Below are 25,163 nucleotides of genomic sequence, written 5' to 3'. Positions count from 1 at the left end.
CCCCGCCGTCCGGGGCGCTCCCGGTCCGGCGCGCATGCCTGCCGCGGGAGGCGCGGATTCCGCGCGGGCGCCAGTAGGCTCTGGCCATGGCCGAACTGCGTTTCCGGGTGGTTGCGGGGATTCTGGCTGCCGGGCTGGCCCTCGGTGTGGCCGAGCTGGTCGCCGCGTTCACCGGGGCGGACAGCGCCCCGCTGGTCGTGCTCGGCTCGACCGTCATCGACCACACGCCGGACGGGCTGCGGGAGTGGGCAATCCAGACCTTCGGCACCAATGACAAAGCGGTGCTGTACCTGTGTATGGGGGTTGTGGCGGCGGTGTTCGCCGGGATCGCCGGTGCGGTCGAACGCGCGAAGCGGGCGGCGGGGTCGCTCCTGCTGGGCCTGTTCGGGGTGCTGGTCGCCGTCATCGCGGTGGGCCGTACCGGGGCGCCGGGTGCGCTGCCGACGGTGCTGGGCGTCGCTGCGGGGATCTACGCGCTGCGGGTACTGACCGCGATGATCGACGACGCGGAAAACGCGGTCGTCGCGGCTCGATCCGAGGTCGGGGAACCCCGCGCGGCCGAGAGCCCGATCTCTCCGGCCCCATCCGCGACCATCGCCTCCGGCTCGCTCGAGCACGCCATCAATCCAACACGATCGGACGTCTCCGACGCCGACTCGGTCGAGAACGCTTCCGAACCAACACGATCCGACGCCTCTGACACCGACTCGGTCAAGAACGCTCCTACACCAACACGATCCGATGCCTCTGACATCAACTCCGTCGAGACCGCCACCGCCCCAACACGATCCGAGGACCACGCAGCGCCGGTGCCGGTCGCGCCACAGATCGCGCTGCCGGAACGGCGGACGTTGTTGCGCGGCATCCTGATCACCGGCGGGCTGGCGGTGGCGGCCGGAGTGGGCGGACGGCTGCTCGGGCTACAGCGCGCCGACGTCTCGGTGGAGCGCGCGGCCGTGCGACTCCCGCAACCCAGCGGCCCCCCGATTTCCCTTACGCCGGAAGCGGATCTGCAGATCCCCGGCCTGGCCCCCTACCTGACCCCGAACTCGGAGTTCTACCGGATCGACACCGCGCTGACCGTCCCGCAGGTCTCGATCGAGGACTGGTCCCTGCGCATCCACGGCCTGGTCGATCGCGAAATCACGCTCAGCTGGGCCGATCTCGCGAACCGGACCGCGGTGGAGCGCTTGATCACCCTGGCATGTGTCTCGAACCCGATCGGCGGGGACCTGATCGGCAACGCCCTCTGGCGCGGCTACCGGCTCGACGAACTCCTCGCCGAAGCGGGCGCGCACCCGGACGCCGACATGGTGCTGTCCACCTCCAAGGATGGTTGGACCTGCGGCACACCGCTTTCCGCCCTTACCGACGGCCGCGACTCCTTGCTCGCCGTTGGCATGAACGGCGAACCCCTGCCGGTCTCGCACGGCTACCCCGCCCGCCTGGTCGTGCCCGGCCTCTACGGCTACGTCTCGGCCACCAAATGGGTCACCGACCTGGAGATCACCCGCTTCGACCGGGCCACCGCCTACTGGACCCGCCGTGGCTGGTCCGCCCAGGGCCCGATCAAAACCGCCTCCCGCATCGACACTCCCCGCGCCCGCGCCCGCCTCAGCGCCGGCCGCGTCCCGATCGCCGGGATCGCCTGGGCCCAGCACCGCGGCATCACCGCGGTCGAAGTCCAAATCGACAGCGGCCCATGGCAACCCGCCCGCCTCTCGGCCGACCAATCCATCGACACCTGGCGGCAATGGGTCTACGACTGGGACGCCACCCCCGGCCCGCACACCATCCGCGCCCGCGCCACCGACGCCACCGGCCAACCCCAAACCGCCGAATTCCAGGACGTCATCCCCGACGGCGCCACCGGCTACCCCTCGGTCAACGTCCAGGTCAGCTGACTCACGTGCCCGAACCAACCGCCGGAGTCTGGAAAGCAAGTATGGAAACCGTGATCCATCACCTCCGCGATGTCAAGAGTTCGGCGGCACATTCGATGTCTGCAATTAGTTGGCGCCAACTCGGTAGTTCGCTGATCGGACCAGACCAGTCGACCCTTTGCAGCAACTGCCGACGATGCTCGTTGAATCGTTTGGCCACCTGTTCGCGGCGGCGCCCTGTGCAGTCTGCAGCTTTCAGCAAACTTTGCTGCAGTAGCTGCTTGGGGTCAGGCACTGATTCCACTTTTCGCACCGACGGCAAGCCCAGGCCGTTACGTCCCTTCGGGTTACCGGCGACGCGTCGAATAGCGTCCTCATCGAGTAGCAACCATGCTTCAGTCATCCGAACCGGAATCACCGGAACCGCAGCAGCGGCCGGAAGCACTGAGGTCACAGCGCGAGTAATCTCATCACGCCGTTGGGCGGTCCCTGCGTTGTCCGCGTCGCGATGAATGACAATGAGGTCTACGGGACCATCCATTAGTTCCACTCCCGCACGCACCCGCGACTGCACATCCTTGGGAACCCTGCCGAGCAATGAATAGTCTGGACGGCTCAAGCGGGTATCGGCACCGCGCTCGATAAAGAGTGTCTCGACAATTTCAGCGAGGGGCAGATCCGAGGTGCCCTCGCAAACGAACAGTCCTGAGTAGACTGTGTGCCTCATCCGGCTATATCCAATGGCAACCGAAGTTGTGCCCCTGCGGGTGCCGCGAGATACGGCACGTAATCCGCCTTCGAGGCCGTGACCGTTCCTGGGGTCGAACGCCATGTACCGCTAAACGGCAGTAGTGACAGAGCCGTCGTTATAGTCCCATCCGGTGTGCGATACGGACGGGTCTCCGCCAAAAGTAGATCCGCGGGATCACACAACTGGACAACGCCGGGTGAATGCGTATTGATAATGACCTGCCGGAAGGGGTTTCCGGGGCCAGTCTTCTCTTTGGGGTCCACTGCCAGGTCATGCACCAACTGAACCATCGCGGGGAGGTTCGCTGGGTGAATGCCGTTCTCCGGCTCCTCCATACAAACCAAACCTGTGAAGGTGGTGTCCTCCAGTAGGACACACAGCGCCAAAAAACGGAGCGTGCCTTCGGACAATGCGCGGGCAGGCAGTTGAAGCCCGCTGCGTTCCCGCAGAAATAAAGTGAATACCTCGCGAACCTTATCGGGCTCGACCCGCAAACTTTCCACGTCTACACCGGAAAGATCGGATAGCCGGTCAGCGACTTGCGCGTAGACGGCCTCGGACTCTGGATTTTCGGCACCTGACACTGACTCATTCGCGATTCGATACAGCGTCGCCGCGAGATGCCGCCCGTTCGTTTCCATCGACCGGGGGTCGGAAAAACCATCTGGTGCCCGCAATGCCGAAGGCTCCAGCGCAAGCCTGTGCCAACTCTGCATCTCACGTCGAGCAGCGAGGATAGTCGGATAGTCATTGGTGGTCACTGTGCTGAGCACGGTTCTGCCTGCACGCGCGGCGCCGCGCGGTTGCGGTTTTCCAAAACTTCCCCCGTCGCCATGGACGTTGATGACAGTCGCGCCGTCACGCTCTCCGGTCGAAAGAAAAGCTCCGCCGCGCCGCTGCCCGGTAATCACCTCATTGCGGAAATTTTTTGCGCTATGCGGGAAATGGATGTGCTTTGGCGCGTCACCCCGATTGATGTGCCGAAGCTCCTCCCTATGCAGCGCCAACCGCCCGAAGCTGCTATCCCCTTCGGGTGCCGAGTAGCCAAGTTCGAGCTCGTAGCGCAAAAAAGTGGTTGTTGCAGAAGCAGACGCACCGAGGTCGTCTTCGACTTCGGCCGGTACGATCATCTCCGCAGCAAACCACATCCGTTGCTCGTGGTCTCCGTAGCCATCCCAGAACAGGTCGCGGGGGTCGCCGCCACGAACCCCTGATGCACTACGCACCCGTTGCGATGCTTCGACCAGCGGCTCGGTTGCGAGATGTGCGAGAAATTCAATGGCGTCGAACACATTCGACTTGCCCATCCCATTCGCACCAGCGATACAGGTGAACGGGCCGAAATCCACCTGAACATCAAGAAGGTTTTTGAATCCCTGAATCTCCAGCCTGGTGAGCATGCCCTCAGGCTACCGAGTTCCCTCTCCGGAGACACGAGCAACGCCCAACAACCCGGCGCCGCCCGGGTGAGGTGGTACCTCTATCACGAATTTGGGTGGCCTGCCTCGGCAGGGCGCCGGTCCGGAAGTCACGGCGAAGCCATCACACTGGCGCCAATTGTTCCGCGCCTGTGACGCTGCTTCGAGCTCATATACCTTCCGGCAACGCCATCGCCGCCCCACAGTAGGACACTGAGAACCACCGCTCAATGAAGTCCGCGAGGTCGAGGATGGCAGTCAAGACGGCGGTCCGGCGGAGCAACTCGCTCACATGGTCATCGTCCCACCATTACTCGTACGCTGCGCTGAAGACGCGGGGTCGTCGGTGTAGCTGTTGGGCGCGGACCGCCCGTGACTGACGAACAGGGCCGCGGCGAGCACGCCGACGAGCAGGATGGCGGCGGGCAGGAGCATGGATTGGCCGAGGGCGGCGCTGAAGGCTTCCTTGACGGGTTCGGGGATGGGCCCTTGGCCCGCACCGCCTTCGGCGATCTTGCCGCTGCCGAGTCCGTGGGCGGCGACACGGGCGGAGATGAGCGCGCTGATGGCGGCGCTGCCCAGCACCGAGCCGACCTGGCGGGTGGTGTTGTAGACGCCCGCGCCAGCACCCGCTTGGTGGACCGGGAGGTTGTGGGTGGCGGCGGAGGCGAGCGGGGCCCAGATGCACGCGTTCGCCAGGCCGGCGAAACCGGCCGCCACGAGGTACCAGACCAGGGCGGTGTGCGGCCGCATCAACACCGAGAACGCCAGAATGGCGAGGGTGAAGAGGACAAAACCGAAAGTCGGGAGCATGCGCGGATGCAGTGTGTCGGAGACCTTGCCGATGAGCGGGGCGCAGAGCCCGGTGACGACCGCCATCGGGGCGAAGACCAGCGCGGATTCCGTCGGTGACAGTTCGCGTACCGCCTGGAGATAGAAGTACGACGGCACCATCATGGCGGTGACGGCCGCCCCCATAGCGGCGATCGCCAGGTTCGACAGACCGAAGTTGCGGTCGCGGAACAGGCTCATCGGCAGCAGCGGCTCGCCGGAATTGCGCTGCTGATTCCGCACGAACATCGCGAGCAGCACCAGTCCGGCGGCGATCATCAGCCAGATGCGCGCGGACCAGTCGTAGTTGTTGCCCTCCTGAATTCCGAAGACCAGCAGGAAGATTCCCCCGCCACTGAGCAGAATGCCGGGCACGTCGTATTCGTGCAGCTGGGTCGGCAGGGTGGGCACCAGCCACAGCGCCAAGACGAAAGCGGCGATGCCGACGGGCACGTTGACGAAGAATATCCATTCCCAGCCGCGCCAATCCACCAGCACGCCACCGAGAATCGGGCCGACCAGGGTGGCCAGCCCCGCCACGCCACCCCACAGTCCCATGGCCGCGCCGCGCCTGTCCGGCGGGAAGGTGCGGGTGATCACCGCCATGGTCTGCGGCGTCATCAAGGCCGCGCCGACGCCCTGCACGGCACGCCACAGGATCAGGTGACCGATGCTCCCGGACAGCCCGCAACCGAGGGACGCGACGGTGAAGACGAACAGTCCCACCAGGTAGACGTTCTTGGGACCGAAGCGGTCACCGAGCCGTCCGGTCACCAGCAGCGGCACCGCGTAGGTGAGCAGGTAGGCGCTGGTCACCCAGATCACCTGGGAGATATCGGCGTGGAAAGCCGCGAGGATCGCCGGGTTGGCGACCGCGACGATCGTCATGTCCAGCAGGATCATGAAGAATCCGACGACCAGTGCGAACAGCGCGAGCCAAGGATTGCGATCGGTGCCGGCAGCCACGGACATGGGCGTTCCTTTCGACCGAGCATCTGTTAACCAGAACGTTGCCCAGGGTAAGGGAGCGCACCGTGAATGCAACCGCCCTCGCGATTCACCGCGCCACTGGTTCAGCCTTCGCCGACTCGTCCACCGGTTTCTTCGCCCCACGGCTGTGGCTGACGAACAGCGCCGCGGCCAGCACGCCGACCAGCAGGATGCCCGCCGGCAAGAGCATGGCTTCACTGAGCGCGGCACTGAACTCGTCCCGAATCTGTGCCGGGACGGCGCTCTGTCCGGCAGCGCCCTCACCGGCCGGAGCGCCACCGCCCAGCCCGTTCGCCGACATCCGCGCCGCGATTAGCGCGCTGATCGCGGCACTGCCCAGCACCGAACCCACCTGGCGCGTGGTGTTGTAGATGCCCGCGCCCGCACCGGCCTGATGCACCGGCAGGTTATGGGTGGCGGTGGAGGCCAGCGGACCCCAGATGCACGCGTTCGCGATCCCGGCGAGCGCGGCGGCGACCAGGAACCAGCCGAGCGAGGAGTCCGGCGCCATCAGCACCGCCCACCAGAACACCGCGACCGAGAACGCCGCGAATCCGACCGTCGGCACGATCCGCGGCGCCACGTTGTCCGAGAATTTGCCGACAAACGGTGACAGGATGCCGGTGACGATCGCCATCGGCGCGAAAACCAGCGCGGATTCGGTGGGCGAGAGATCGCGTACCGCTTGCAGATAGAAATAGGCGGGCACCATCAGCGCGGTCACCGCCGCGCCCATGGTGGCGATGGCCAGCGACGACAGCGCGAAGTTGCGGTCGCGGAACAACTCCAGCGGCATCAGTGGTTCGTCCTTGTTGCGCGCCTGGTTCAGCACGAACAGCGCCAGGAAGACCAGCCCGCCCACGATCAGCAACCAGATACGCGGCGACCAATCATAGGTGTTGCCCTCCTGCAACCCGAAGACCAGCAGGAACAACCCCACACCGCTGAGCGCGATACCCGGCAGATCGTATTTGTGCGCGCGCGTGGGCAGCACCGGCACCAGCCACACCACCAGCCCGAAGGCGATGATGCCGACCGGCACGTTGACAATGAAGATCCACTCCCAGCCCAGCGAATCGATAAGCACGCCACCGAGAATCGGCCCGACGAGCGTCGCGAGCCCGGCCACGCCGCCCCACAGTCCCATGGCCGCGCCGCGCTTGTCCGGCGCGAAGGTGCGCGTGATGACCGCCATGGTCTGCGGCGTCATCATCGCGGCGCCCAGACCCTGGACCGCCCGCCAGACGATCAACTGGGTAATGGTCCCCGACAGACCGCAACCCAGTGACGCGGCGGTGAAGACGACCAGACCGATGAGGTAGATGTTCTTGGGGCCGAAGCGATCTCCGAGCCGTCCGGTCACCAGCAGCGGCACCGCGTAGGTGAGCAGATAGGCGCTGGTCACCCAGATCACCTGGGAGACATCGGCGTGCAGTCCGCGCATGATCGCCGGATTGGCGACCGCGACGATCGTCATGTCCAGCAGGATCATGAAGAAGCCGACGACCAGCGCGCCGAGCGCCAGCCACGGATTACGTTGAGTTGGCATCGCTTTCGTTCCAATCAGAGGTAGCGCTAGGACAGGTGCGGCCGCCGGGCCGCCCGAGCGGATCGGCGCGGCGCCGGTGGGAGTGCGTCGTGGGCGGGGTCGCTGCCCGGCCAGGGATGTTCGGGCTGGGAGCGCCGGGCGCCGGTAACGGGATCGAATTCCTCCCACTCGAGTGCGCCGCTCTCCAACTCGTCGATGCGGTGGGTGATCCATTCCACTTCGGCGCCGAGGGTGGCCTGTAAGTACTCCAGGACCAGCCAGTACCTGCGCGCCACCCCGTGTGTGGTGGCCCACTCACGCATCATCGTCAGGTCGGCGAGGTCGGCACCGAGATGCTCCAGGCGCTCCCGCAGCAGGGTGACCACGCAGTGGCTCGGCAGGTTGTGCGCCTCGGCCAAGGCGACCGGGAAGATCGGATACTCCGAGCTCGGTGCCCGCAGGATCTCGGAGATCCTGGCGCGCAAGGCTTTCCGGCCCACGTCGGTGATGCGATAGGTGGTGCGTTCGGGACGGTTCCCCGCTCGCTCCACACCGTCGGCGTGGACCAGTTCCTGCTCGGCCAACCGCGCGATGGTGTGATACAGCGAGCCCGGCCGCACCTTCACCAGGAGTTCCTCACCGCGTGCGAGGAGCAGTTGATACATCTCGTAGGGGTGCATGGGCCGCTCCTCCAGCAGCGCGAGCACGGAGATCCCCAGGGCCGTCACGGCGGGACGCGCTGTGCGCTCCATCCGTCTTCACCTCCTGCCGCCCGGATTGCTCCACTTCGAATACTCCACACGGAATATACGGTGTGGAACTCCAAGACCGCAAAGCGCCCTGGTTTCCTTGCGGGGGTCAGGTCTAGAGAGCGTGCGCGTCCAGCCAGACCCGGGCCGCATCACCCGCGCTGGTCTCGCCGGCCCGAATCCGGCGGATCATCTCGACGAGTTCGTCGGTGGTGAGCTCCCCGGCGACGTAGTTCAGCTTCTTCAGCCGCAGTGCGTCGAGACTGCCCTTGCGCAACACCGGCAGCACGTTCTCCGCGCGCAACGCGTAGTCGTCATCGGTGAGTGTCGTCAGACCGTCCAGCGGGTGCGGCGCCAACGCGGCCGGACCGGTCAGCAGACCGGCCTGAACCCGCCCGTCCAGCAACGCTTCGCGCAGATCATCGGCATCGAGCAGGGTGATCGTCTCCCGGAAGTCGCACCCGGCCACCCGGATCGGCGCGTCCGGCGCGCGCAGCACCGCGGGCACCGGCGCTGTCCCCGCCCGCAGATCCGCGCAACGCGCTGCGAGCGAACGCATTTGCTCCCCCTCGGCCGCCGCGGCCGGAATCAGCACGCGCGGACGCATATCGGTGCCGTCGGCCGCGTCGGCGACAACCAGTCCCTCCGGCAGCGAACTGTGCAGCGCCTTGGTCACCTCGGCCGGGGTGCGAGCCTGGGTTCCGCTGTCGAAGAACTCCAGCAGTTCCCCGCTGTGGTCACCGACGAGCGACACCGTGCCCGCATCCAGCGCGGCCAGATAGTCGGCGCGGTCCCCCAGCTGATTCTTGACCGACACGGACAAACCGGTCCGCGCCAGCGCGCCCGCGTAGATTTCGGCGAGCAGACCGGACTCCAGCGAATCACCCGCCCCGACCACGAAACCCGGTGTCGGCGTGGACTCGTTTCCGCAGGACACCGCCACCGCGGCCAGCACGACGACCAGCGCCCGGGTAAGCATCCGCCTCGACACGGCCAGCACCATCCGGCGACTCCAACTCTCCGTAGTGAACAGGAACATCATGCAACGGGCAGTATGGACATCCAGAATGTACCGGTGGCCCGGTTCTTCGCCGCGGGCCACACGCTCGAGCACGCCTTGCCCGGAAGGACTCCCGTGAAAACCACGACCACTCCCGCCCCCCGGCGTTCGGCGCCGGGGCTGGCGCTGCGCGTTGCCAGACTCGTCGCCGCCGCGATGGCGCTCGCCGTCGCCATGGTCCTGTCCGCCTGCGGCAATTCGGATCCGCTGGGCAGCAAAGGAAGTTGCGAGGGAGACGGACTCGTCGTCGGCTCGGCGGACTTCCAGGAATCGGAGACCGTAGCCAATATCTACGCCGAAGTATTGCGGATCAACGGGTTCCAGGTGGACACCCGATTCCGCATCGGCAGCCGGGAAGCTTACGTGCCCGCGTTGCGCAGCTGCGCGATCTCGGTGATCCCGGAGTACACCGGCAATCTCCTGCAGTACCTGGACAAGAACGCGACCGCCGCCACCTCCGAAGAGGTCGACAAGGCCCTGGCCGGGGCGCTCGGGGACGAACTCGCCATCGCCCAGCCCGCACCGGCCCAGGATTCCGACGCGGTCGTCGTCACCAAGGCGACCGCCGAGAAATGGAATCTGACCTCGATCGGTGACCTCGCTCCGCATTCGGCCGAGGTGAAATTCGGCGCGCCCGCGGAATTCGCCGAACGCGCGGGCGGCCTGCCCGGACTGAAGAAGAACTACGGATTGGACATCGCGCCCGCCAATTTCGTGCCGATCGCCGACGGCGGCGGCCCCGCCACGGTGCGCGCGCTGGTCGAAGGCCAGGTCACCGCGGCCGATATCTTCACCACCTCGCAGGCGATCCTGGAGAACAACCTGGTGGTGCTCGCCGATCCGAAAAACAACTTCCCGGCACAGAACGTGGTGCCGCTGTTCAACGCGAAGAAGAAGACCGACAAGGCGACCAAGGTGCTCGACGCCGTGTCGGCCAAGCTCACCACCGAAGGTCTGCTGAAGCTCAACGAGGCCGTCTCGGGTAAGGCCAAGACCGAACCCAAGGCCGCCGCGCTGGAGTGGATCCGCACCCAGGGACTCGACAAGCCCGTCAGTTAGGAGTTCCCGGTGTCCGATATCGAATTCCGTGGGATCGGCAAGATCTATCCGGACGGCACCCGAGCCGTCACCGACCTGGATCTGCTGATCCCCTCCGGGTCGTTCACCGTGTTCGTCGGACCGTCCGGATGTGGCAAGACCACCTCGATGCGGATGATCAACCGGATGATCCAGCCGTCCAGCGGCGTGCTCACCATTGACGGACAAGATATTTCGACGGTCGACCCGGTGCGGCTGCGGCTCGGTATCGGATATGTCATCCAGAGCGGCGGCCTGCTGCCGCACCGCACGGTGCTCGACAATGTCGCGACCGTGCCGGTGCTGCGGGGAGATTCACGCAAGGCCGCCCGGGCCGCCGCACTGGAGGTGCTCGACCGCGTCGGGCTGGACCGCGCTCTCGCCAAACGCTATCCGGCGCAACTTTCCGGCGGCCAGCAGCAGCGGGTCGGCGTGGCCCGGGCGCTGGCCGCGGATCCGCCGATCCTGCTGATGGACGAACCGTTCAGCGCGGTGGACCCGGTGGTGCGGGCCGAGTTGCAGGCCGAAATGCAAAGGCTGCAAGCGGAATTGCGCAAGACGATCGTGTTCGTGACCCACGATATCGACGAGGCGATCACCCTCGGCGACAAGGTCGCGGTGTTCGCCCGCGGCGGCGTGCTGCAGCAGTACGACACGCCGCGCGAGGTCTTGGCCCAGCCCGCCACCGATTTCGTCGCCGACTTCGTCGGTCACGACCGCGGGTATCGCGGGCTGTCGTTCCGGACCGCGCGAGGTGTTCCGCTGCACGAGATCCAGACCGCCACCGCCGACCGGATCAGCGGGCTCCGGCTGGAACTCGGCGACTGGGTGCTGGTGGTCGACGAGGCGGGCAAGCCGGTCGGCTGGGTCGATGTGACCGGCGTGGAGTCGATGCGCGCCGGACGCCCGCTGGCGCTGAGCGTCTCGGCGGGCGGTTCGCTGTTCGCACCGGACGGCGACCTGCGCCAAGCGATGGACGCGGCGATCTCGTCGCCGTCCGGAATCGGTGTGGCGGTGGATGACTCGGGCGCGGTGCGCGGCGGCGTGCTTGCTACCGAGGTGCTGCAATTGCTCGCCGAGCAGCGCGCCGCCGAGGACGCCCAGCGCAATCGCCAGGTCTTCGAGCACGGTCTGGCCGAGGATCCGGCGTGAATTACCTGATCGACAATTTCGCCGACATCCTGGACCTCACCGGAACCCATGTGAAGCTGGCGCTGGTGCCGCTGCTGATCGGCCTGGTGATCGCGATCCCGGCGGGCGCGCTGATCCGCCGGGTGCCGACGCTGCGAAAGATCACCACCGCGGTGTCCAGCCTCGCCTACACCATTCCGTCGCTGGCGCTGTTCGTCATCATTCCGCCGCTGGTGGGGATTTCCACGATCGATCCGCTCAACGTCATCATCGCGCTCGCCATCTATTCGACGGCACTGCTGTTGATCGCGGTGCCCGCCGCCCTGGATTCGGTGCCCGCGACCGTGCTCGACGCGGCCGACGCGGTCGGATTCAGCCCGTTGCGCCGCACGCTCACCGTTGATATGCCCCTTGCCATTCCGGTGTTCCTCGCCAGCCTGCGCGTCATCGCGGTCACCAATATCGCCATGGTGTCGGTGGGCGCGCTGATCGGCAGCGGCGGCCTCGGCGTGCTGTTCACCCAGGGCTATCAGCGCAACTACACCGACGAGATCGTCGCCGGCATCATCGTCACCCTGGCGCTCGCTCTGCTCGTCGACCGCGTGCTGTACGCCCTGGGCCGCTGGGGCACACCGTGGGTCCGCACCGCGAAAGGGGCCGGGACGTGAACCTTTTCGTCGAAGCCTGGCAATATCTGACCGACGGCGCCAACTGGTCCGGCCCCACCGGAATCACGCAGCGCATCCTGGAACACCTCTGGTACAGCTTCCTGGCCGTCGCCGCCTCCGCGCTCGTCGCGCTCCCGCTGGGCCTGGTCATCGGCCACACCCGCCGCGGCTCGGCGCTGCTGGTCGGCTTCGCCAACGCCATGCGCGCCCTGCCCACCCTCGGCCTGCTCACCTTCCTGGTGCTGTTGCTCGGACTCGGCCTGGTCCCGCCGCTGCTCGCCCTGGTGACCGTCGGCATCCCGCCGCTGCTCGCGGGCGCCTACGCCGGCATCGCCAATGTGCCCGCGGACGTGGTCGACGCCTCCCGCGCCATGGGGATGACCGAACGCCAGATCCTGTTCCGCGTCGAAGTACCCAACGCCCTGCCCGTCATCCTGACCGGCCTGCGCGGCGCCACCCTCCAGGTCGTCGCCACCGCCACCATCGCCGCCTACGTCAACCTCGGCGGCCTGGGCCGCTACATCTTCGACGGCATCGGCCTCTACCGCTACGACCGCGTCCTGGTCGGCGCACTGCTGGTCGCCCTGCTGGCCATGGCCCTCGACGGCCTGCTCGCCTTCGCGGTCTGGGCCGGCGCCCCCGGCACCGGCCGCCTGCGCCGCACCCCGATCACCTCGGCCGGTCTCCCGCAACCCACCAACTGAACCCACGACAAGGGCCCCGCTCCGGATGGAACGGGGCCCTGGTCGGCTACCGGCGACTGCTACGCGACACCCTCGGCGCGTGCGGCGGCGGCGACGGCCTCGGCGACCGCGGGGGCCACCCGCGGATCCAGCGGGCTCGGGACGATCTTCTCCGGACCCAGCTCATCGGCGACGACGCTGAGGATCGCGTCGGCCGCGGCGATTTTCATGCCCTCGGTGATCCGGCGGGCGCCGGCGTCCAGCGCGCCCTTGAAGACGCCCGGGAAGGCGAGCACGTTGTTGATCTGGTTCGGGAAATCGCTGCGGCCGGTGGCCACGATCGCGGCGTACTTGCGGGCGACCTCGGGGTGGATCTCCGGATCCGGGTTGGACATGGCGAACACGATCGACTCCGGCGCCATCGAGGCGATGAGCTCCTCGGCGATCAGACCGGCCGACAGGCCCAGGAACACGTCGGCGCCGGCCAGCGCCTCGGCCGCGCCACCGCTCAGGCCGCGCGGGTTGGTGCGCTGCGCCAGTTCGGCTTTCACGCCGTTGAGGTCGGAGCGCTCCTTGGTGACGATGCCCTTGGAGTCGAGCACGGTGACATCGCGGACGCCCGCGGCCAGCAGGATGTTGGTGCACGCCACGCCGGCGGCGCCGGCGCCGGACACCACGACCTTGAGGCCGTCGATGGCGCGGCCCTGCACCTTGGCGGCACCGTTCAGCGCGGCCAGCACCACGATCGCGGTGCCGTGCTGATCGTCGTGCATGACCGGGCAGTCCAAGGCCTCGATGAGGCGCTGCTCGACCTCGAAGCAGCGCGGCGCGGAGATGTCTTCCAGGTTGACCGCGCCGAAGCTCGGCCGCAGCCGGATGATGGTCTCCACGATCTCGTCGACATCCTTGGTGTCGAGCACGATCGGAATCGAGTTCAGGTCGGCGAACTTCTTGAACAGCGCCGCCTTACCCTCCATCACGGGCAGCGAGGCGCGCGGCCCGATATCGCCGAGACCGAGCACCGCGGTGCCGTCGCTGACCACGACCACCAGGCGGTCGGTCCAGGTGTACTGCTTGGCCATCGCCGCGTCCTGCGCGATGGCGCGGCTCACCTGGGCGACGCCGGGGGTGTAAGCGATGGAAAGGTCGCGCTGGGTTTCCAGCGGCGCCGCGAGTTCCACCGAGAGTTTGCCGCCGAGATGGCCTGCGAAAATCTCTTCCTGGGTGATGGCAGTCAGGTCTGCATTTCCCGCAAGGGCCGCAGTGGCATTCGGTGCGTCAGTCACAGGTGACACGATTTCACTCCTGCTCGGGTCGGGCAATCCGGGGGGACGGTTACCGCCGGGTAATTGGTATTAGGTGCTGCATACCGCTCATCGAGTGCGCGCACCGTTACGTTTCGATTCAACCGGTATTCTTGCTTATTACCCGGGGGTACCGAAATGTGTTGTGGCGCTGCTGGCTCTCGGCGGTGTCCGCGGCTGCTTGCGTGGTTACGCAGGCGGCCGCCTCCAAGCGCATCGCTCCCGTCGAGCGGGAGCCGGAGGGTGGTCCGGACGAAACATGCTCCGGTGACTCTCGGGGTGCGACGGTGCGTCGCTCGGCGGAGATCACCGTTATTCCCGAACCCGGCGGTGGCGGAGCGGGGAATCCGCAACATTCTGCCAGCCGGTCCGATGACATGCCAAACCGGCCCCGCGCACCGCCGCCGCGCCGAATCGCTACCCGATGTCGTGTCGTGTCGACCCCGGTACCGCGCCATCATCCGAGGGTAAGGCGCGGGAATTACCTCTGGGTAAGCGGAAACTCGCAGTCCGTCACGGTGCCGATGTGAGAGACCCGACGGACGGACCGGCCCGGTCTGTGCGGACGGACCCTCAGCCGGCCACCGCCGCCGCGGAAGCCACCCGTGCGACCGCGAGCACCGACTCCTGACCCGAGGAACGGCGGACCGCCGGAGAGAGCTCGGGGCCCACCTCGCCCGCCGATCCGAAAACCGCGTCCGGCCTGCGGCTCAGCGGCACCGGCAGCGCGGCAAACCGCACGGCTGCCACCGGCACGACCGGACGCCGTGCTCCGGCGCGCACCCAGACCCGATCGAGCCCGCCCGAGGTCAACCGCACGCGCCAATCCTCCGCCGCCTCCGGATGATCGGTGCGCCGGTGCACGCCGCGGCTTTCCGTACGCGCCAGCGCGCTGTATTTCGTCCATCGGGCGACCGCCAGCAACGCCGCGGCCTGCCGGGCCCGTAACCGATCGGCGCCGTGCCCGCCTAGATCGAATTCCGCACCCGGCCACATCGCGTCGAGTTCGGCGATGCTGTCGCGCAGACTGCCCGCACAACGCCAGTAGCTGCGGCGCAGCGGCACTGTGTGCTCCTGGACCAGCCCGACGACGGCGCGGGGATCGATGCGCGCCCGAGGGTTCAACCCCGCGCCCGGCACCGGCCGAACCGGCGCGAGTTCGCCTCGGCGCAGGGCGAATCGGGCCGCGCCCGCGCCCGCCCACACGCCGGAGGCGATGGCCCAGGCCCCGCCCTGTCCACCGAAATCACCGGCCGCACCGATGATCGGTTCCCGGGTGGTGACGTCGCCCGCGGCATAGAGCCCGGCGACGGTGGTGGCGCAATCCGGCGTGGCCAGCAGCAGACCGCCGGTGCCGCCGACGGTGCCCTCCGGCACCGGACGCAGCGGCACTCGTCCTCCGGACGCCACGGCGCCGCGCTGCGACAACCAGTCGCGGGTGGTCATGGGCAGATCGTCGAGCGCGGCGTAGACGCGACGGCCCTGCCCGATCTCGGTGCAGGCCGCCGAACAGTCGCTGAGTACCGAGCCGGTGTCGTCGTAGAGCTTTTCGAAACGCAGTGCACCGGCGGGCGAGCCCATGGCCGGTGCCAATCCGTAGCCGCCGGAGAACTCCATGCCGGACAAGTGCGCGCCCGCTTCGGCGGCCAGCAGCAGTCCGTCACCGGTGCCGGCTTCGGCGCCCGCGCCGGACAGGAACGCGCAGCCCCCGGTCGCCACCACCACGGCTCCGGCACGCACGGTCCAACTCTGATACCGATGGCCGCGCCGCAGCCCGGTGGCGCCGCCGACCACACCGTCCCGATCGACGAGCAACTGCACGGCCGGATGATGGTCCAGGACCCGCACTCCGGCTTCCCAGAGCCGCCGGCGCAGTCTGCGCAGGTAGCCCGGCTCGTCCAGGACGACCCGCACGCCGCCGAGTTCGCCGGGGAATCGTCCGCGGCGCCGCAGTTGACCGACCTGGCGGTGCGTCTCGTCCAGTACGCGGTGCATCAAGTCCGGATCGCCCAGGCCGCCGCCCTGCCGATAGGCGTGCCGGACCGCCTCGTCCCGCGCGGGACCGGGCGGAACGTGCCACAGCGTCTCCCCACCCGGAACAGCCGGACCGCCGGTCGCGCAGCGCCCCTTGTCGACCAGCACGACGCGGGCTCCGGCCGTGGCGGCCGAGACGGCGGCCCAGGCTCCGGCGGGGCCACCGCCGAGAACCAGTACGTCCGTCTCGATCGAACTCACAGAAGGAATATTCGGCCACAATTCATCGAGCCGCAACCGGAGCTGATAACTATTGCGCTTTTATCAGCTCCACCACTGCGTCCACAGCAATAATCCGGAGGCCACGAAAACAACCATCGATCCGGAAAACGCGGCAAAACCCCGCCGCCGGTCCGCGAAAATTTGTGCGGAAATGGCGAGGATCGAAGTTGCCACATGCCAGGCGACGGATTCCCCACCCGGACCGGGAAATCCGCGCCGGGCACCCATGAACGCGGCGGCGACCACTACCAGCGCCAGCACGAAGGTGCCCGCGGCGACCAGCCCGCTGAACCCGCGCAACACCTTCATCGAGCTATCACCGGCACCCCGCTTGCCTTCCCGACGAGAACCTCGAATTGCGCCGGGTCGGTGGTGAACTCGCCGAGGCGGATGGTCTTGTTGGCGCCGTGGTAGTCCGACGAGCCGGTCGTGAGCAAACCCAATTCCGTGGCCAGCTCGCTCAGGATCCGCCGGTCCGCGGCGCTGTGATCGGGATGATCGATCTCCAGTCCGCCCAGGCCGCGAGTGGACAGGTCACGGATATCGTCGAGGGCCAGCATGCGGCCGCGCTTGCGGGCCCGCGCGTGCGCCAGCACGCTCACCCCGCCTGCCGCGGCGATCATCTCCACCGCACGTCGCAGCGGGGTATCGGCCTTCTCGGCGTAGTAGCGGCCGTGCGGGGCGAGCAGGTCGACGAACGCGGCGTCCACTGTCGGCACCACACCGGCGGCGACGAGCGCCCGCGCCAGGTGCGGACGCCCGGCCGACGGACCGGCCGAGGCCAGCACCGCGTCCGGATCGACGGGCAGCCCGTCGGCGGCCATTCGCTCGGCCATGGCGCGCAACCGGTCTACGCGTTCGGCGCGCAACCGTTCGCGTTCCTCTGCGAAACTGCTGTCGGCCGGGTCGAACAGATAGGCCAGGAGGTGCACCGGGACCGGCCAGCCGTCCTCGCCGAGGCCCACGCACGACATCTCCATCCCGCGCACCAGCGTCAGGCCCGCCGGGAGCGCATCGACCGCCTCGGCCCACCCGGAGGTGGTGTCGTGATCGGTGATCGCCACGACGTCGAGGCCCGCCGCCGCGGCATTGCGCACTAGTTCGGCGGGGGTGTCGGTGCCGTCGGAGGCGTTCGAATGGGTGTGGAGATCTATGCGCACGTCATCAATAGTTACAGCATCTCGCGGTGATTCGGCGGGTGGCGACCGCTGGGCTCGTGCGCGGCGGGGTTCGGTGCTCATCGGTCTGCGGCTAGCGCCGACGTAGCATCGGAATCGTGCCGTCGATTCCCCCGCTACCGTCGTTCCGGACTCCCTCGCGCGCGAGTGCGCCGCTGCCGTATATCCCGGTGCCCACCGCGCGCGCCGTGGTCGACTGCGGGGTCTACGTCGACGGTAAACGGCTACCCGGCCACTACGGCCACAAGCAGGCCATCGCCGAGGTGCGCTCCCGGGGCACCGGTTTCGTCTGGATCGGCCTGCACAAGCCCGACGCGGCCCAAATGGCCGATATCGCGGCCACTTTCGATCTGCATCCGCTGGCCGTCGAGGACGCGGTGCACGCCCGACAGCGGCCCAAGCTCGAGCGCTACGACGACACCTTGTTCCTGGTGATGCGCACCGTGCTCTACGTACCGCACGAGATGAACTCGGTCAGCGAGATCGTGGAAACCGGCGAGATCATGGTGTTCACCGGTGCGGATTTCGTGGTCACTGTGCGCCACGGTGACCACGGCGAATTGACCGGCGTGCGTAGCGCGTTGGAGGCCCAACCGGAACTGCTCGCCCTCGGCCCGGGTTCGGTGCTGCACGCCGTGGCCGACCACATCGTCGATTCCTATATCGACGTGTCCGAGGCCGTCGAGAACGATATCGACGAGATGGAGGAGCAAGTCTTCACCCCGAACAATCTCGTCACCATCGAGGCGATCTACCAGCTCAAGCGCGAGGTGGTGGAGCTGCGGCGCGCGGTCGCGCCCTTGCAGATTCCGCTGCATGTGCTCAGCCAGAGCCCGGATACGCCGTTGCCCAAGGAGATTCGCCGCTACATGCGCGACGTGGCCGACCACCACACCGCCGTCAACGATCGCATCGCCGACTACGACGAGTCGCTGAGCGAACTCGTCTCCGCCGCCTTGGCCAAGATCGGCGTGCAGCAGAACACCGATATGCGCAAGATCTCCGCGTGGGTGGCGATGGCGGCGTGGCCCACCATGGTCGCGGGCATCTACGGCATGAACTTCGACTTCATGCCGGAACTGCATCAGCCGTGGGGCTATCCGGTGGTCTGGAGCGTCATCGTCGGCGGTTGCCTCGTGCTCTACGTCAACTTCCGCCGCCGCAACTGGCTGTGAAAGCTATGGCGACCTGTGAAACCTAGAGCGACGCAGCGCCTCTCGCGGGATCACGCACATCGATCCCGGCCTCGGTCCACGCGTCACGCAGAGCTTGCGCCCCGCGCACCCGCACCCAGGCGGCTTCGGTCGCGGTGACCGGAGTGACCGTCAGATAGCGCACGGGTTCGGCCGGGTCGGGCAGCACCACCTCGGGAATCTCGCTGTCGCCCAGTAACACCGCGGTGAACGGGGCGTTCACCCACAGCGGCTCACCCAGATCGAGCAGCGCGTCCGGTTGCAGCACAACGCCTTCCACCGCGGGCGTGGCGGCCAGCACACCGAGGGATCGGGCCAGGCCGGACGCCGCGCCGGTGCCCGAGCGCAGAGTCAGCACCAGTTCGGCGCGCGGGCCGCGCACCGGATCGGCCAGCACATCGCCCGGGTCGCCCATCGGCGTACGAGATCCACCCAGCGTCGCGTAATGAACCTGGTCGCCGTCCACGATCCGCAGGATCTCGATCGGCTCCAGGCCCAGGAACGTCACCGAGGCCGAGTCCACTCCGCTCGCGGCCACCCCGAAGTGTTCGAGCACCCCGGTGCGGACCTTCTGCACCACGTCCATGCTCAAATGGCCAGTCGCGCCAGCATGTCGCGGGCCTGCTCGGCCGACTTCGGGTCGCACAGCACGTCGTAGCGGCCCGCCACCAGTTGCATGGTGGAGGCGAAATCGCGCTGGCCCTTGGTCGCGGCGTACGGAATCGCCGTGGTGATCAGGCCGAAGATGATGCCGCCGATCAGGCCGACCGCCAGCGGTGCCAGCGAACTCTTGTCGTCGGGCGTGAACAGGCTCAGCAGCAGGCCGATGAACAGACCCAGCCAGGCGCCCGAGGCGATACCGCCACCGATCACCTTGCCCCAGGTCAACCGGTACAGCACCCGCTCCACCTGCATCAGGTCGACACCGACGATGGTCACGTCCTGCACCGAGAAATTGTTGTCGGCGAGATAGTCCACCGCCTTCTGCGCCTCGGCATAGGTCGGATAGGAGCCGACCGGCCAGCCCGACGGCGGCGTCGGCAAGCCTTGACCACGGCGGTTCGCGTTCCCCAAGGGATTCGTCATATCGCTATTTTCTCACGTGGAACGCGTCATACCAGCTGCGCGGCCCTTCTCGGCGATCACCTGTGCCATCTTCGCACTGGCCTCATCGATCATTTCGTCGCCGAGCATGACCGCGCCGCGGGCGCCGCCCTCTGCCGAGGTGTGGAAGGCGTAGGCGTCCAGGATTTCCTCGGCCCGGTCGTAGTCGGCCTGGCGGGGGCTGAAGATCTCGTTGCAGGCGTCGATCTGACCGGGATGCAGCACCCACTTGCCGTCGAAGCCCAGCGCGGCGGTGCGTGCCGCGGCCCGCTTGAAGCCCTCGATATCACGGATCTGCAAATACGGCCCGTCGATGGCCTGCAAGCCGTGTGCGCGGGCGGCCAGCAAGATCGTCATCAGGATGTGATGGTAGGCATCGCCGGTGTCGTAACCCTCGGGCTGTTCGCCGACGACCAGGGTGCGCATATTGATACTGGCCATGAAATCCGCCGGACCGAAGACCAGCGCCCGCACCCGCGGGCTGGCAGTGGCGATCGCATCGATATTGCGCAACCCCATGGCGTTCTCCAGCTGCGGCTCGATGCCGATCCGGCCCACCTCGAGCTCCTGGGCCAGCTCCAGCTGGGTCAGCAGCAGGTCCAGCGCGCGGACCTGACCCGCGTCGGTGACCTTCGGCAGCAGGATCGCGTCGATCTCCGCGCCCGCGCCTTCGATGACGGTGATCACATCCGCGTAGGTCCACTGCGTGGTCCAGTCGTTGACCCGGACCACCTTCAGTTGCGAACCCCAGCCCGAATCATTGAGCGCGGCCACGATATTGGCGCGGGCCTGCGCCTTGGCGACGGGGGCGACCGCGTCCTCCAAGTCGAGAAACACCTCGTCGACCGGCAGCCCTTTGGCTTTCTCGATCATCTTCGGGTTGCTGCCCGGAACGGCGAGGACGGAACGGCGCGGCTGCATAGATCTCCTTCCGGGAATCGTGGCGTGGTACGAGACACGCCCACGAACCCTTAGCCTGGCTAGCATGGCAGCAACCAGGGTGTACGTCGCGAGGCTGGCCGGCTTGGTGGTGCTGGGACCGGACGGCGAGTCTATCGGCCGCATCCGGGACGTCGTCGTCGCCATCCGATACGACCGGCAACAGCCCAGGGTGCACGGCCTGGTCGTCGAATTGCCCACCCGCCGCAGGATTTTCGTGCCGATGCTGCGCGTCACCGGCATCGAACCCGGTGCGGTGACACTCAATACCGGCACGGTCAGCCTGCGGCGATTCGCTCAGCGCGCCGGGGAACTCCTCGCTCTCGCGCAGATCGTGGATTCGGCGGTCCGCGTGGACGACCCCGACCTGCCGGACCTCGCCGGAGTCGACGTGTTCGTCGTGGATCTCGCCATCGAACAGTCCCGGACCAGGGACTGGCTGGTGGCGCGGGTGGCGGTCCGCGGGCATCGGCGTATCGGCCGCCGGCGCACCGTGCACGTGGTCGACTGGTCGCGCGTGAGCGGACTCACCCCGTACGAAGTCGGCCGGCCCGGTCAGGATGTCACCCAGTTGCTCGCTCAGTTCGACGGCATGCGCGCCCCCGATGTCGCGCATCTGCTGCGCGAGCTACCCGAGAAGCGCCGCATCGAAGTCGCCGAGGCCCTCGACGACGAACGACTCGCCGATGTGGTGCAGGAACTTCCCGACGACGACCAGATCGACCTGCTCGGCCACCTCGAAGCGGGCCGCGCCGCCGACGTGCTCGAGGCGATGGACCCCGACGACGCCGCCGACCTGCTGGGCGAACTGTCCACCGGCGAACGCGAATCGCTGCTCGCGCTGATGGATCCGGAGGAATCCGAACCGGTCCGCCGGCTGCTCGAGCACTCCCCCGATACCGCCGGTGGTCTGATGACCCCGAAGCCGATCATCCTGACCCCGGCGACCACCGTCGCCGAAGCTCTTGCCCGCGTGCGCAACCCGGATCTGACGCCCGCGCTGGCGTCCATGGTGTTCGTGGTCCGCCCGCCCACCGCCACGCCGACCGGCCGCTATCTGGGGTGTGTACACATCCAGCAGCTGCTGCGCGAACCTCCAGCGCATCTGGTCGGCGGGATACTCGACTCCGATCTGACGCCGCTGCGTCCCGAGGTACCGCTGGCCGCGGTGACCCGCTACTTCGCCACCTACAACCTGGTCTGCGGTCCGGTGGTGGACGCGGAGAACCATCTGCTCGGCGCGGTCAGCGTCGACGACGTGCTCGACCACCTGCTGCCCGAGGACTGGCGCGAACAGGAACAGGCGATCGGGGAGGTGCGCGTCCATGAGTGAGAAGCGGGTGAGCGAGAAGACCTCCGCGAGACAGCGTCTGGAAACGCCCATGGAGTCGCGTTTCCGATTCGATTGGGACGCCGAGGCTTTGGCGCGCAGCAGCGAGCGGGTGGCCCGATTCCTGGGCACCGGAAGGTACCTGGCGATCCAGACGATACTGGTCATCGTCTGGATCCTGCTCAATGTCTTCGCGGTGTCCCTGCGTTGGGATCCGTACCCGTTCATCCTGCTGAACCTGGCGTTCTCCACCCAGGCCGCCTACGCCGCGCCGCTGATCCTGCTGGCCCAGAACCGCCAGGACAACCGCGACCGAGTCTCCTTGGAGGAGGACCGGACTCGCGCGGCACAGACCAAAGCCGACACCGAATTCCTGGCCCGCGAGCTCGCGTCGCTGCGGATCGCGGTCGGCGATGTCGCCACCCGCGACTATCTGCGCCGCGAACTCGAGGAGATGCGTGCGGTGCTGGATCGGATCGAGGCGGCCGCCGTCGGCACGGGCGGCGACGACCCGAAGACACGCCGCAAGAAAACATCCGGGCGGAAGCAGGCACAGGGACCGATTTCGCCTTCAGTTGCTGACGATTGACCGGAAATGTGCACTGAATCACCTGACCCATGGGTAACCTGGACAGCGTTGTCCTGAGGGGCGAGCGGGCAGGGGATGGCCGGCCTCGCTCCCACCGACGTAGAGGATTGGTGTGGCCGAATGCGAATATCTGCCCCAATAACCATGTCGGCCCTGGTCGTCGCGGGTCTCGTCGCCACCGGATCAACAACTCATTCCAGCACCGATACCGCGCCGGCCACGGCGCCGGAGGCATTGCTGGCCGCGTCCAAGGGCACCGGCAACACCGCAGCCATGACGGACGAGGCGCAACTGTCCCGGACGGTTGGCCTGCTCCCGGTCGCCCCGGAAACTCCCCGCAAACTGACAGCAATGACCCCGCCGACCGACGGCGCGGCGCCGTTCGCCGGCCTGGTCCCGCTGCGCGACATCGCCCTGCCCGCCACCGGTGGGGCACTGGGCATTCCGGAAATCGTGCTCGCGGCCTACCGCAATGCCGAACTGGCACTGGAATCCTCGGCGCCTGGCTGCGGTGTGTCCTGGAACCTGCTGGCCGGTATCGGCCGCATCGAATCCGGCCACGCCAGCAGCGGCCGCACCGACGCCGCCGGGACCACGGTCACGCCGATCTTCGGTCCCGCCCTGGACGGGACACTGCCCGGCAACGAGATCATCAAGGCCGCCGACGGCGGCTACGTGCGTGCGCTCGGACCGATGCAGTTCCTGCCCGGAACCTGGAGCCAGTACGCCGCCGACGGCAACGGCGACGGCGTGTCCGATCCGCACAATGTCTTCGACGCCGCGCTGGCGGCGGGCAAGTACCTGTGCTCGGGCAATATGAATCTGCGTGACCCGCAACAGGAACTACGTGCGGTGCTGCGCTACAACAACTCGATGTCCTACGCGGCCAATGTGCTGAGCTGGTCCTCGGCCTACCGCACCGGCGGCACCCCGGCCCAGGTCGCCATCTCCCCCGAGTTGATCGCACCCGGCACCGCGCCGATCCAGGCGGGCCCGGACATGGTGGCGGCCAACACCAAACCGCCGGCCACCCCCGAGCAGCAGCGGCCGACGGAAAACCGCGCAGTTCCCGCCGCGCCGACGCCGACCGAAGTGATGATCACCATCCCGGGCCTGCCGCCGATCCCGTGCGGCATCTTCTGCCCGCCTCCGGTCCCGCCGCCGGCCGATCCGTGCGCCGTGCAGGCGGTTCCGGCTCCGATGGCCCGCCCGCTCGACGCGGCGGTCAACCCCAACGCGCCGCAGACCTACGGCGCGGCCGAACCGGGGACCATCGAACCGGGCGACACCGAACCGAAGCAGCCGGTGTGCACGCTCCCGCAGCCCGCCGAGCAGGCCGCACCCGCCGCCCCTGCCGCACCGCGGCCACCCGAGGTGGCGAAGACGCCGGAACCCGAGCTACCCCCGCCGGCCGAGGCTCCCGCCGAGCCCGCGCCGGTCCCGCCGCCCGCGATCACGCTTCCGTTCAACATTGTTATCCCATTGCCTCCGGCCTGATTTCAAACATAAACACAGGTCACGAAGGGGTAACAAAAAGGTCTCGAATGCGGTAACCTTCTGAGGTCCACAACAGCTCGTCGCTGCAGGAGGATCACCGCAAGTGGGGCGTCACCGTAAGCAATCGCCTGCGACCGTCAGGCGCAGCTCCGTTCTCGCACTGACCGGCTTGGTTCCCGCCGGCCTCATGGCCGTCGGGGCGACCTCCGAACTGGACACCGGCGAAATCGCATCCATCCAGCAGTTCTCCGAGGGCGAGCTGGACCCGCTGGCCGCCAAACCCGCGGAGCCGGATCCGGCCGAGCAGACGCACGCGGTGGCCAAGCAGGGGCACCGCACGCCGCCGGTCGTCAAAACCCTTGCCCTGCCGGCTGATCGGGAAAAGGCCACGCTGCCGCCGCAGTCCGGTATCCCCGGTGTCGCCGTCGCGGCCTATCAGAACGCGGAGCAGATCCTGCACGCGGAGAATCCGACCTGCGATATGTCCTGGACCATGCTGGCCGGCATCGGCCGCGTCGAATCCACGCACGCCTTCGGCGGCAAGGCCGACAACGCGGGCAATCCGCTCAGCCCCGTCTACGGCCCGGTGCTCGACGGCAGCCTGTACGGCAACAACGTCATCCACGACAGCGACGGCGGCGAACTCGACGGGCTCGGCGGCTACGACCGCGCCATCGGCCCGATGCAGTTCCTGCCCGAGACCTGGAAGCGCTACGCCGCCGACGGCAACAACGACGGCATCGCCGACCCGCAGAACCTCTTCGACGCGGCGCTGACCGCCGGCAAGTACCTCTGCTCGGGTGGCCTGAACATGCGCGATCTGGGCCAGCAGACGCGCGCCATTCTGCGCTACAACAACTCCATGGCGTATGTGGCCAACGTCATGGCGTGGGCCAATTCCTACAACACCGGCGTCGCGCCGCGGCCCGCGGAGCTGCCGAAAATCTGAGCCGGCCCGCTCGGATCACGCTACCTCCTCCGGGCACCGAGCTCGCGCCGCCTAG

The 25,163-nt window shown here is 67.7% G+C and carries 23 protein-coding genes; 10 read left to right on the top strand and 13 right to left on the bottom strand.

Annotated elements, in window-relative coordinates; genetic code table 11:
- Positions 1-86: 86 nt before the first annotated feature.
- A complete protein-coding gene (locus BJ987_RS11190; protein WP_209887827.1) occupies positions 87-1,904 on the top strand; it encodes a molybdopterin-dependent oxidoreductase in 1,818 nt (605 codons plus the stop codon).
- Between the two features lie 58 nt (positions 1,905-1,962).
- Here BJ987_RS11190 and BJ987_RS11185 read toward each other — a convergent pair whose 3' ends face one another.
- From BJ987_RS11185 to BJ987_RS11160, 6 genes are all read right to left on the bottom strand, one after another.
- Positions 1,963-2,610 (bottom strand): DUF4276 family protein, encoded by a 648-nt coding sequence (locus BJ987_RS11185; RefSeq protein WP_209887825.1) that lies wholly within the window; start codon positions 2,608-2,610, stop codon positions 1,963-1,965.
- Complete coding sequence (locus BJ987_RS11180; RefSeq protein WP_209887823.1) at positions 2,607-4,034, bottom strand: AAA family ATPase; 1,428 nt, start codon at positions 4,032-4,034, stop codon at positions 2,607-2,609. The genes BJ987_RS11185 and BJ987_RS11180 overlap by 4 nt, the downstream gene beginning before the upstream one ends.
- Before the next feature lie 306 nt (positions 4,035-4,340).
- Positions 4,341-5,855, bottom strand: a complete 1,515-nt coding sequence (locus BJ987_RS11175; protein ID WP_209887821.1) for a DHA2 family efflux MFS transporter permease subunit — start codon at positions 5,853-5,855, stop codon at positions 4,341-4,343.
- A gap of 85 nt (positions 5,856-5,940) precedes the next feature.
- A complete protein-coding gene (locus tag BJ987_RS11170) occupies positions 5,941-7,422 on the bottom strand; it encodes a DHA2 family efflux MFS transporter permease subunit (protein ID WP_209887819.1) in 1,482 nt (493 codons plus the stop codon).
- A gap of 26 nt (positions 7,423-7,448) precedes the next feature.
- Positions 7,449-8,153 carry a PadR family transcriptional regulator gene (locus BJ987_RS11165; protein ID WP_209887816.1) on the bottom strand — a complete coding sequence of 235 codons (705 nt, stop codon included), beginning with the start codon at positions 8,151-8,153 and terminating at the stop codon, positions 7,449-7,451.
- A gap of 112 nt (positions 8,154-8,265) precedes the next feature.
- Entirely contained in the window at positions 8,266-9,192 is a 927-nt protein-coding gene (locus BJ987_RS11160) for a glycine betaine ABC transporter substrate-binding protein (RefSeq protein ID WP_245365904.1), read from the bottom strand.
- A 174-nt stretch (positions 9,193-9,366) separates the two neighbouring features.
- Between BJ987_RS11160 and BJ987_RS11155 the strand changes: the two genes are divergently transcribed.
- From BJ987_RS11155 to BJ987_RS11140, 4 genes are read left to right on the top strand one after another with little or no spacing between them, the layout of a single operon-like run.
- The gene (locus BJ987_RS11155; RefSeq protein ID WP_209898190.1) at positions 9,367-10,269 is read left to right on the top strand and encodes an ABC transporter substrate-binding protein; all 903 of its coding nucleotides are present in this window, start codon (positions 9,367-9,369) and stop codon (positions 10,267-10,269) included.
- 9 nt (positions 10,270-10,278) lie between these two features.
- Positions 10,279-11,439: an ABC transporter ATP-binding protein gene (locus tag BJ987_RS11150; RefSeq protein WP_209887814.1), complete on the top strand. Its 1,161-nt coding sequence runs from the start codon at positions 10,279-10,281 to the stop codon at positions 11,437-11,439.
- Entirely contained in the window at positions 11,436-12,086 is a 651-nt protein-coding gene (locus BJ987_RS11145; protein ID WP_209887810.1) for an ABC transporter permease, read from the top strand. Before BJ987_RS11150 ends, BJ987_RS11145 begins: the two co-directional genes overlap by 4 nt.
- Positions 12,083-12,790 (top strand): ABC transporter permease, encoded by a 708-nt coding sequence (locus tag BJ987_RS11140; RefSeq protein ID WP_209887807.1) that lies wholly within the window; start codon positions 12,083-12,085, stop codon positions 12,788-12,790. The genes BJ987_RS11145 and BJ987_RS11140 overlap by 4 nt, the downstream gene beginning before the upstream one ends.
- 59 nt (positions 12,791-12,849) lie before the next feature.
- Here BJ987_RS11140 and BJ987_RS11135 read toward each other — a convergent pair whose 3' ends face one another.
- From BJ987_RS11135 to BJ987_RS11120, 4 genes are all read right to left on the bottom strand, one after another.
- Positions 12,850-14,055, bottom strand: a complete 1,206-nt coding sequence (locus tag BJ987_RS11135; protein WP_209898188.1) for an NAD(P)-dependent malic enzyme — start codon at positions 14,053-14,055, stop codon at positions 12,850-12,852.
- Positions 14,056-14,646: 591 nt separating this feature from the next.
- Complete coding sequence (locus BJ987_RS11130; protein WP_209887804.1) at positions 14,647-16,308, bottom strand: FAD-dependent oxidoreductase; 1,662 nt, start codon at positions 16,306-16,308, stop codon at positions 14,647-14,649.
- A 63-nt stretch (positions 16,309-16,371) separates the two neighbouring features.
- Positions 16,372-16,638, bottom strand: coding sequence for a hypothetical protein (locus tag BJ987_RS11125; RefSeq protein ID WP_209887801.1), 267 nt, complete (start codon positions 16,636-16,638; stop codon positions 16,372-16,374).
- Positions 16,635-17,489 (bottom strand): PHP domain-containing protein, encoded by an 855-nt coding sequence (locus tag BJ987_RS11120; RefSeq protein ID WP_209887798.1) that lies wholly within the window; start codon positions 17,487-17,489, stop codon positions 16,635-16,637. Before BJ987_RS11120 ends, BJ987_RS11125 begins: the two co-directional genes overlap by 4 nt.
- A gap of 116 nt (positions 17,490-17,605) precedes the next feature.
- Between BJ987_RS11120 and BJ987_RS11115 the strand changes: the two genes are divergently transcribed.
- A complete protein-coding gene (locus tag BJ987_RS11115; protein WP_209887796.1) occupies positions 17,606-18,682 on the top strand; it encodes a magnesium and cobalt transport protein CorA in 1,077 nt (358 codons plus the stop codon).
- A gap of 22 nt (positions 18,683-18,704) precedes the next feature.
- Here BJ987_RS11115 and BJ987_RS11110 read toward each other — a convergent pair whose 3' ends face one another.
- Genes BJ987_RS11110 through BJ987_RS11100 form a run of 3 tightly spaced genes read right to left on the bottom strand, consistent with a single transcriptional unit; the run spans position 18,705 to position 20,725 of the window.
- A complete protein-coding gene (locus BJ987_RS11110; RefSeq protein ID WP_209887792.1) occupies positions 18,705-19,286 on the bottom strand; it encodes a suppressor of fused domain protein in 582 nt (193 codons plus the stop codon).
- Positions 19,287-19,288: 2 nt separating this feature from the next.
- Complete coding sequence (locus BJ987_RS11105; RefSeq protein ID WP_209887789.1) at positions 19,289-19,786, bottom strand: YflT domain-containing protein; 498 nt, start codon at positions 19,784-19,786, stop codon at positions 19,289-19,291.
- 12 nt (positions 19,787-19,798) lie between these two features.
- Positions 19,799-20,725 (bottom strand): HpcH/HpaI aldolase/citrate lyase family protein, encoded by a 927-nt coding sequence (locus BJ987_RS11100; RefSeq protein WP_209887786.1) that lies wholly within the window; start codon positions 20,723-20,725, stop codon positions 19,799-19,801.
- A 64-nt stretch (positions 20,726-20,789) separates the two neighbouring features.
- Here BJ987_RS11100 and BJ987_RS11095 point away from each other — a divergent pair, with 64 nt between their 5' ends.
- From BJ987_RS11095 to BJ987_RS11080, 4 genes are all read left to right on the top strand, one after another.
- Positions 20,790-22,076 (top strand): magnesium transporter MgtE N-terminal domain-containing protein, encoded by a 1,287-nt coding sequence (locus tag BJ987_RS11095; protein ID WP_209887783.1) that lies wholly within the window; start codon positions 20,790-20,792, stop codon positions 22,074-22,076.
- Positions 22,069-22,662, top strand: coding sequence for a DUF1003 domain-containing protein (locus BJ987_RS11090; RefSeq protein WP_209887780.1), 594 nt, complete (start codon positions 22,069-22,071; stop codon positions 22,660-22,662). Before BJ987_RS11095 ends, BJ987_RS11090 begins: the two co-directional genes overlap by 8 nt.
- Before the next feature lie 144 nt (positions 22,663-22,806).
- Positions 22,807-24,159 (top strand): lytic transglycosylase domain-containing protein, encoded by a 1,353-nt coding sequence (locus BJ987_RS11085; protein WP_245365902.1) that lies wholly within the window; start codon positions 22,807-22,809, stop codon positions 24,157-24,159.
- Positions 24,160-24,262: 103 nt separating this feature from the next.
- Complete coding sequence (locus tag BJ987_RS11080; RefSeq protein WP_209887774.1) at positions 24,263-25,108, top strand: lytic transglycosylase domain-containing protein; 846 nt, start codon at positions 24,263-24,265, stop codon at positions 25,106-25,108.
- Positions 25,109-25,163 lie beyond the last annotated feature (55 nt).

Origin of the sequence: Nocardia goodfellowii (genome assembly GCF_017875645.1) — a bacterium.
GTDB lineage: Bacteria > Actinomycetota > Actinomycetes > Mycobacteriales > Mycobacteriaceae > Nocardia > Nocardia goodfellowii.
This window is presented reverse-complemented; position numbering and strand designations above follow the sequence as displayed.

Coding starts and splice junctions, on each gene's coding strand:
- BJ987_RS11190 (WP_209887827.1), top strand. CDS start 87: ATGGCCGAACTGCGTTTCCGGGTGGTTGCGGGGATTCTGGCTGCCGGG.
- BJ987_RS11185 (WP_209887825.1), bottom strand. CDS start 2,610: ATGAGGCACACAGTCTACTCAGGACTGTTCGTTTGCGAGGGCACCTCG.
- BJ987_RS11180 (WP_209887823.1), bottom strand. CDS start 4,034: ATGCTCACCAGGCTGGAGATTCAGGGATTCAAAAACCTTCTTGATGTT.
- BJ987_RS11175 (WP_209887821.1), bottom strand. CDS start 5,855: ATGTCCGTGGCTGCCGGCACCGATCGCAATCCTTGGCTCGCGCTGTTC.
- BJ987_RS11170 (WP_209887819.1), bottom strand. CDS start 7,422: ATGCCAACTCAACGTAATCCGTGGCTGGCGCTCGGCGCGCTGGTCGTC.
- BJ987_RS11165 (WP_209887816.1), bottom strand. CDS start 8,153: ATGGAGCGCACAGCGCGTCCCGCCGTGACGGCCCTGGGGATCTCCGTG.
- BJ987_RS11160 (WP_245365904.1), bottom strand. CDS start 9,192: ATGATGTTCCTGTTCACTACGGAGAGTTGGAGTCGCCGGATGGTGCTG.
- BJ987_RS11155 (WP_209898190.1), top strand. CDS start 9,367: ATGGCGCTCGCCGTCGCCATGGTCCTGTCCGCCTGCGGCAATTCGGAT.
- BJ987_RS11125 (WP_209887801.1), bottom strand. CDS start 16,638: ATGAAGGTGTTGCGCGGGTTCAGCGGGCTGGTCGCCGCGGGCACCTTC.
- BJ987_RS11110 (WP_209887792.1), bottom strand. CDS start 19,286: ATGGACGTGGTGCAGAAGGTCCGCACCGGGGTGCTCGAACACTTCGGG.
- BJ987_RS11105 (WP_209887789.1), bottom strand. CDS start 19,786: ATGACGAATCCCTTGGGGAACGCGAACCGCCGTGGTCAAGGCTTGCCG.
- BJ987_RS11100 (WP_209887786.1), bottom strand. CDS start 20,725: ATGCAGCCGCGCCGTTCCGTCCTCGCCGTTCCGGGCAGCAACCCGAAG.
- BJ987_RS11095 (WP_209887783.1), top strand. CDS start 20,790: ATGGCAGCAACCAGGGTGTACGTCGCGAGGCTGGCCGGCTTGGTGGTG.
- BJ987_RS11090 (WP_209887780.1), top strand. CDS start 22,069: ATGAGTGAGAAGCGGGTGAGCGAGAAGACCTCCGCGAGACAGCGTCTG.
- BJ987_RS11085 (WP_245365902.1), top strand. CDS start 22,807: ATGTCGGCCCTGGTCGTCGCGGGTCTCGTCGCCACCGGATCAACAACT.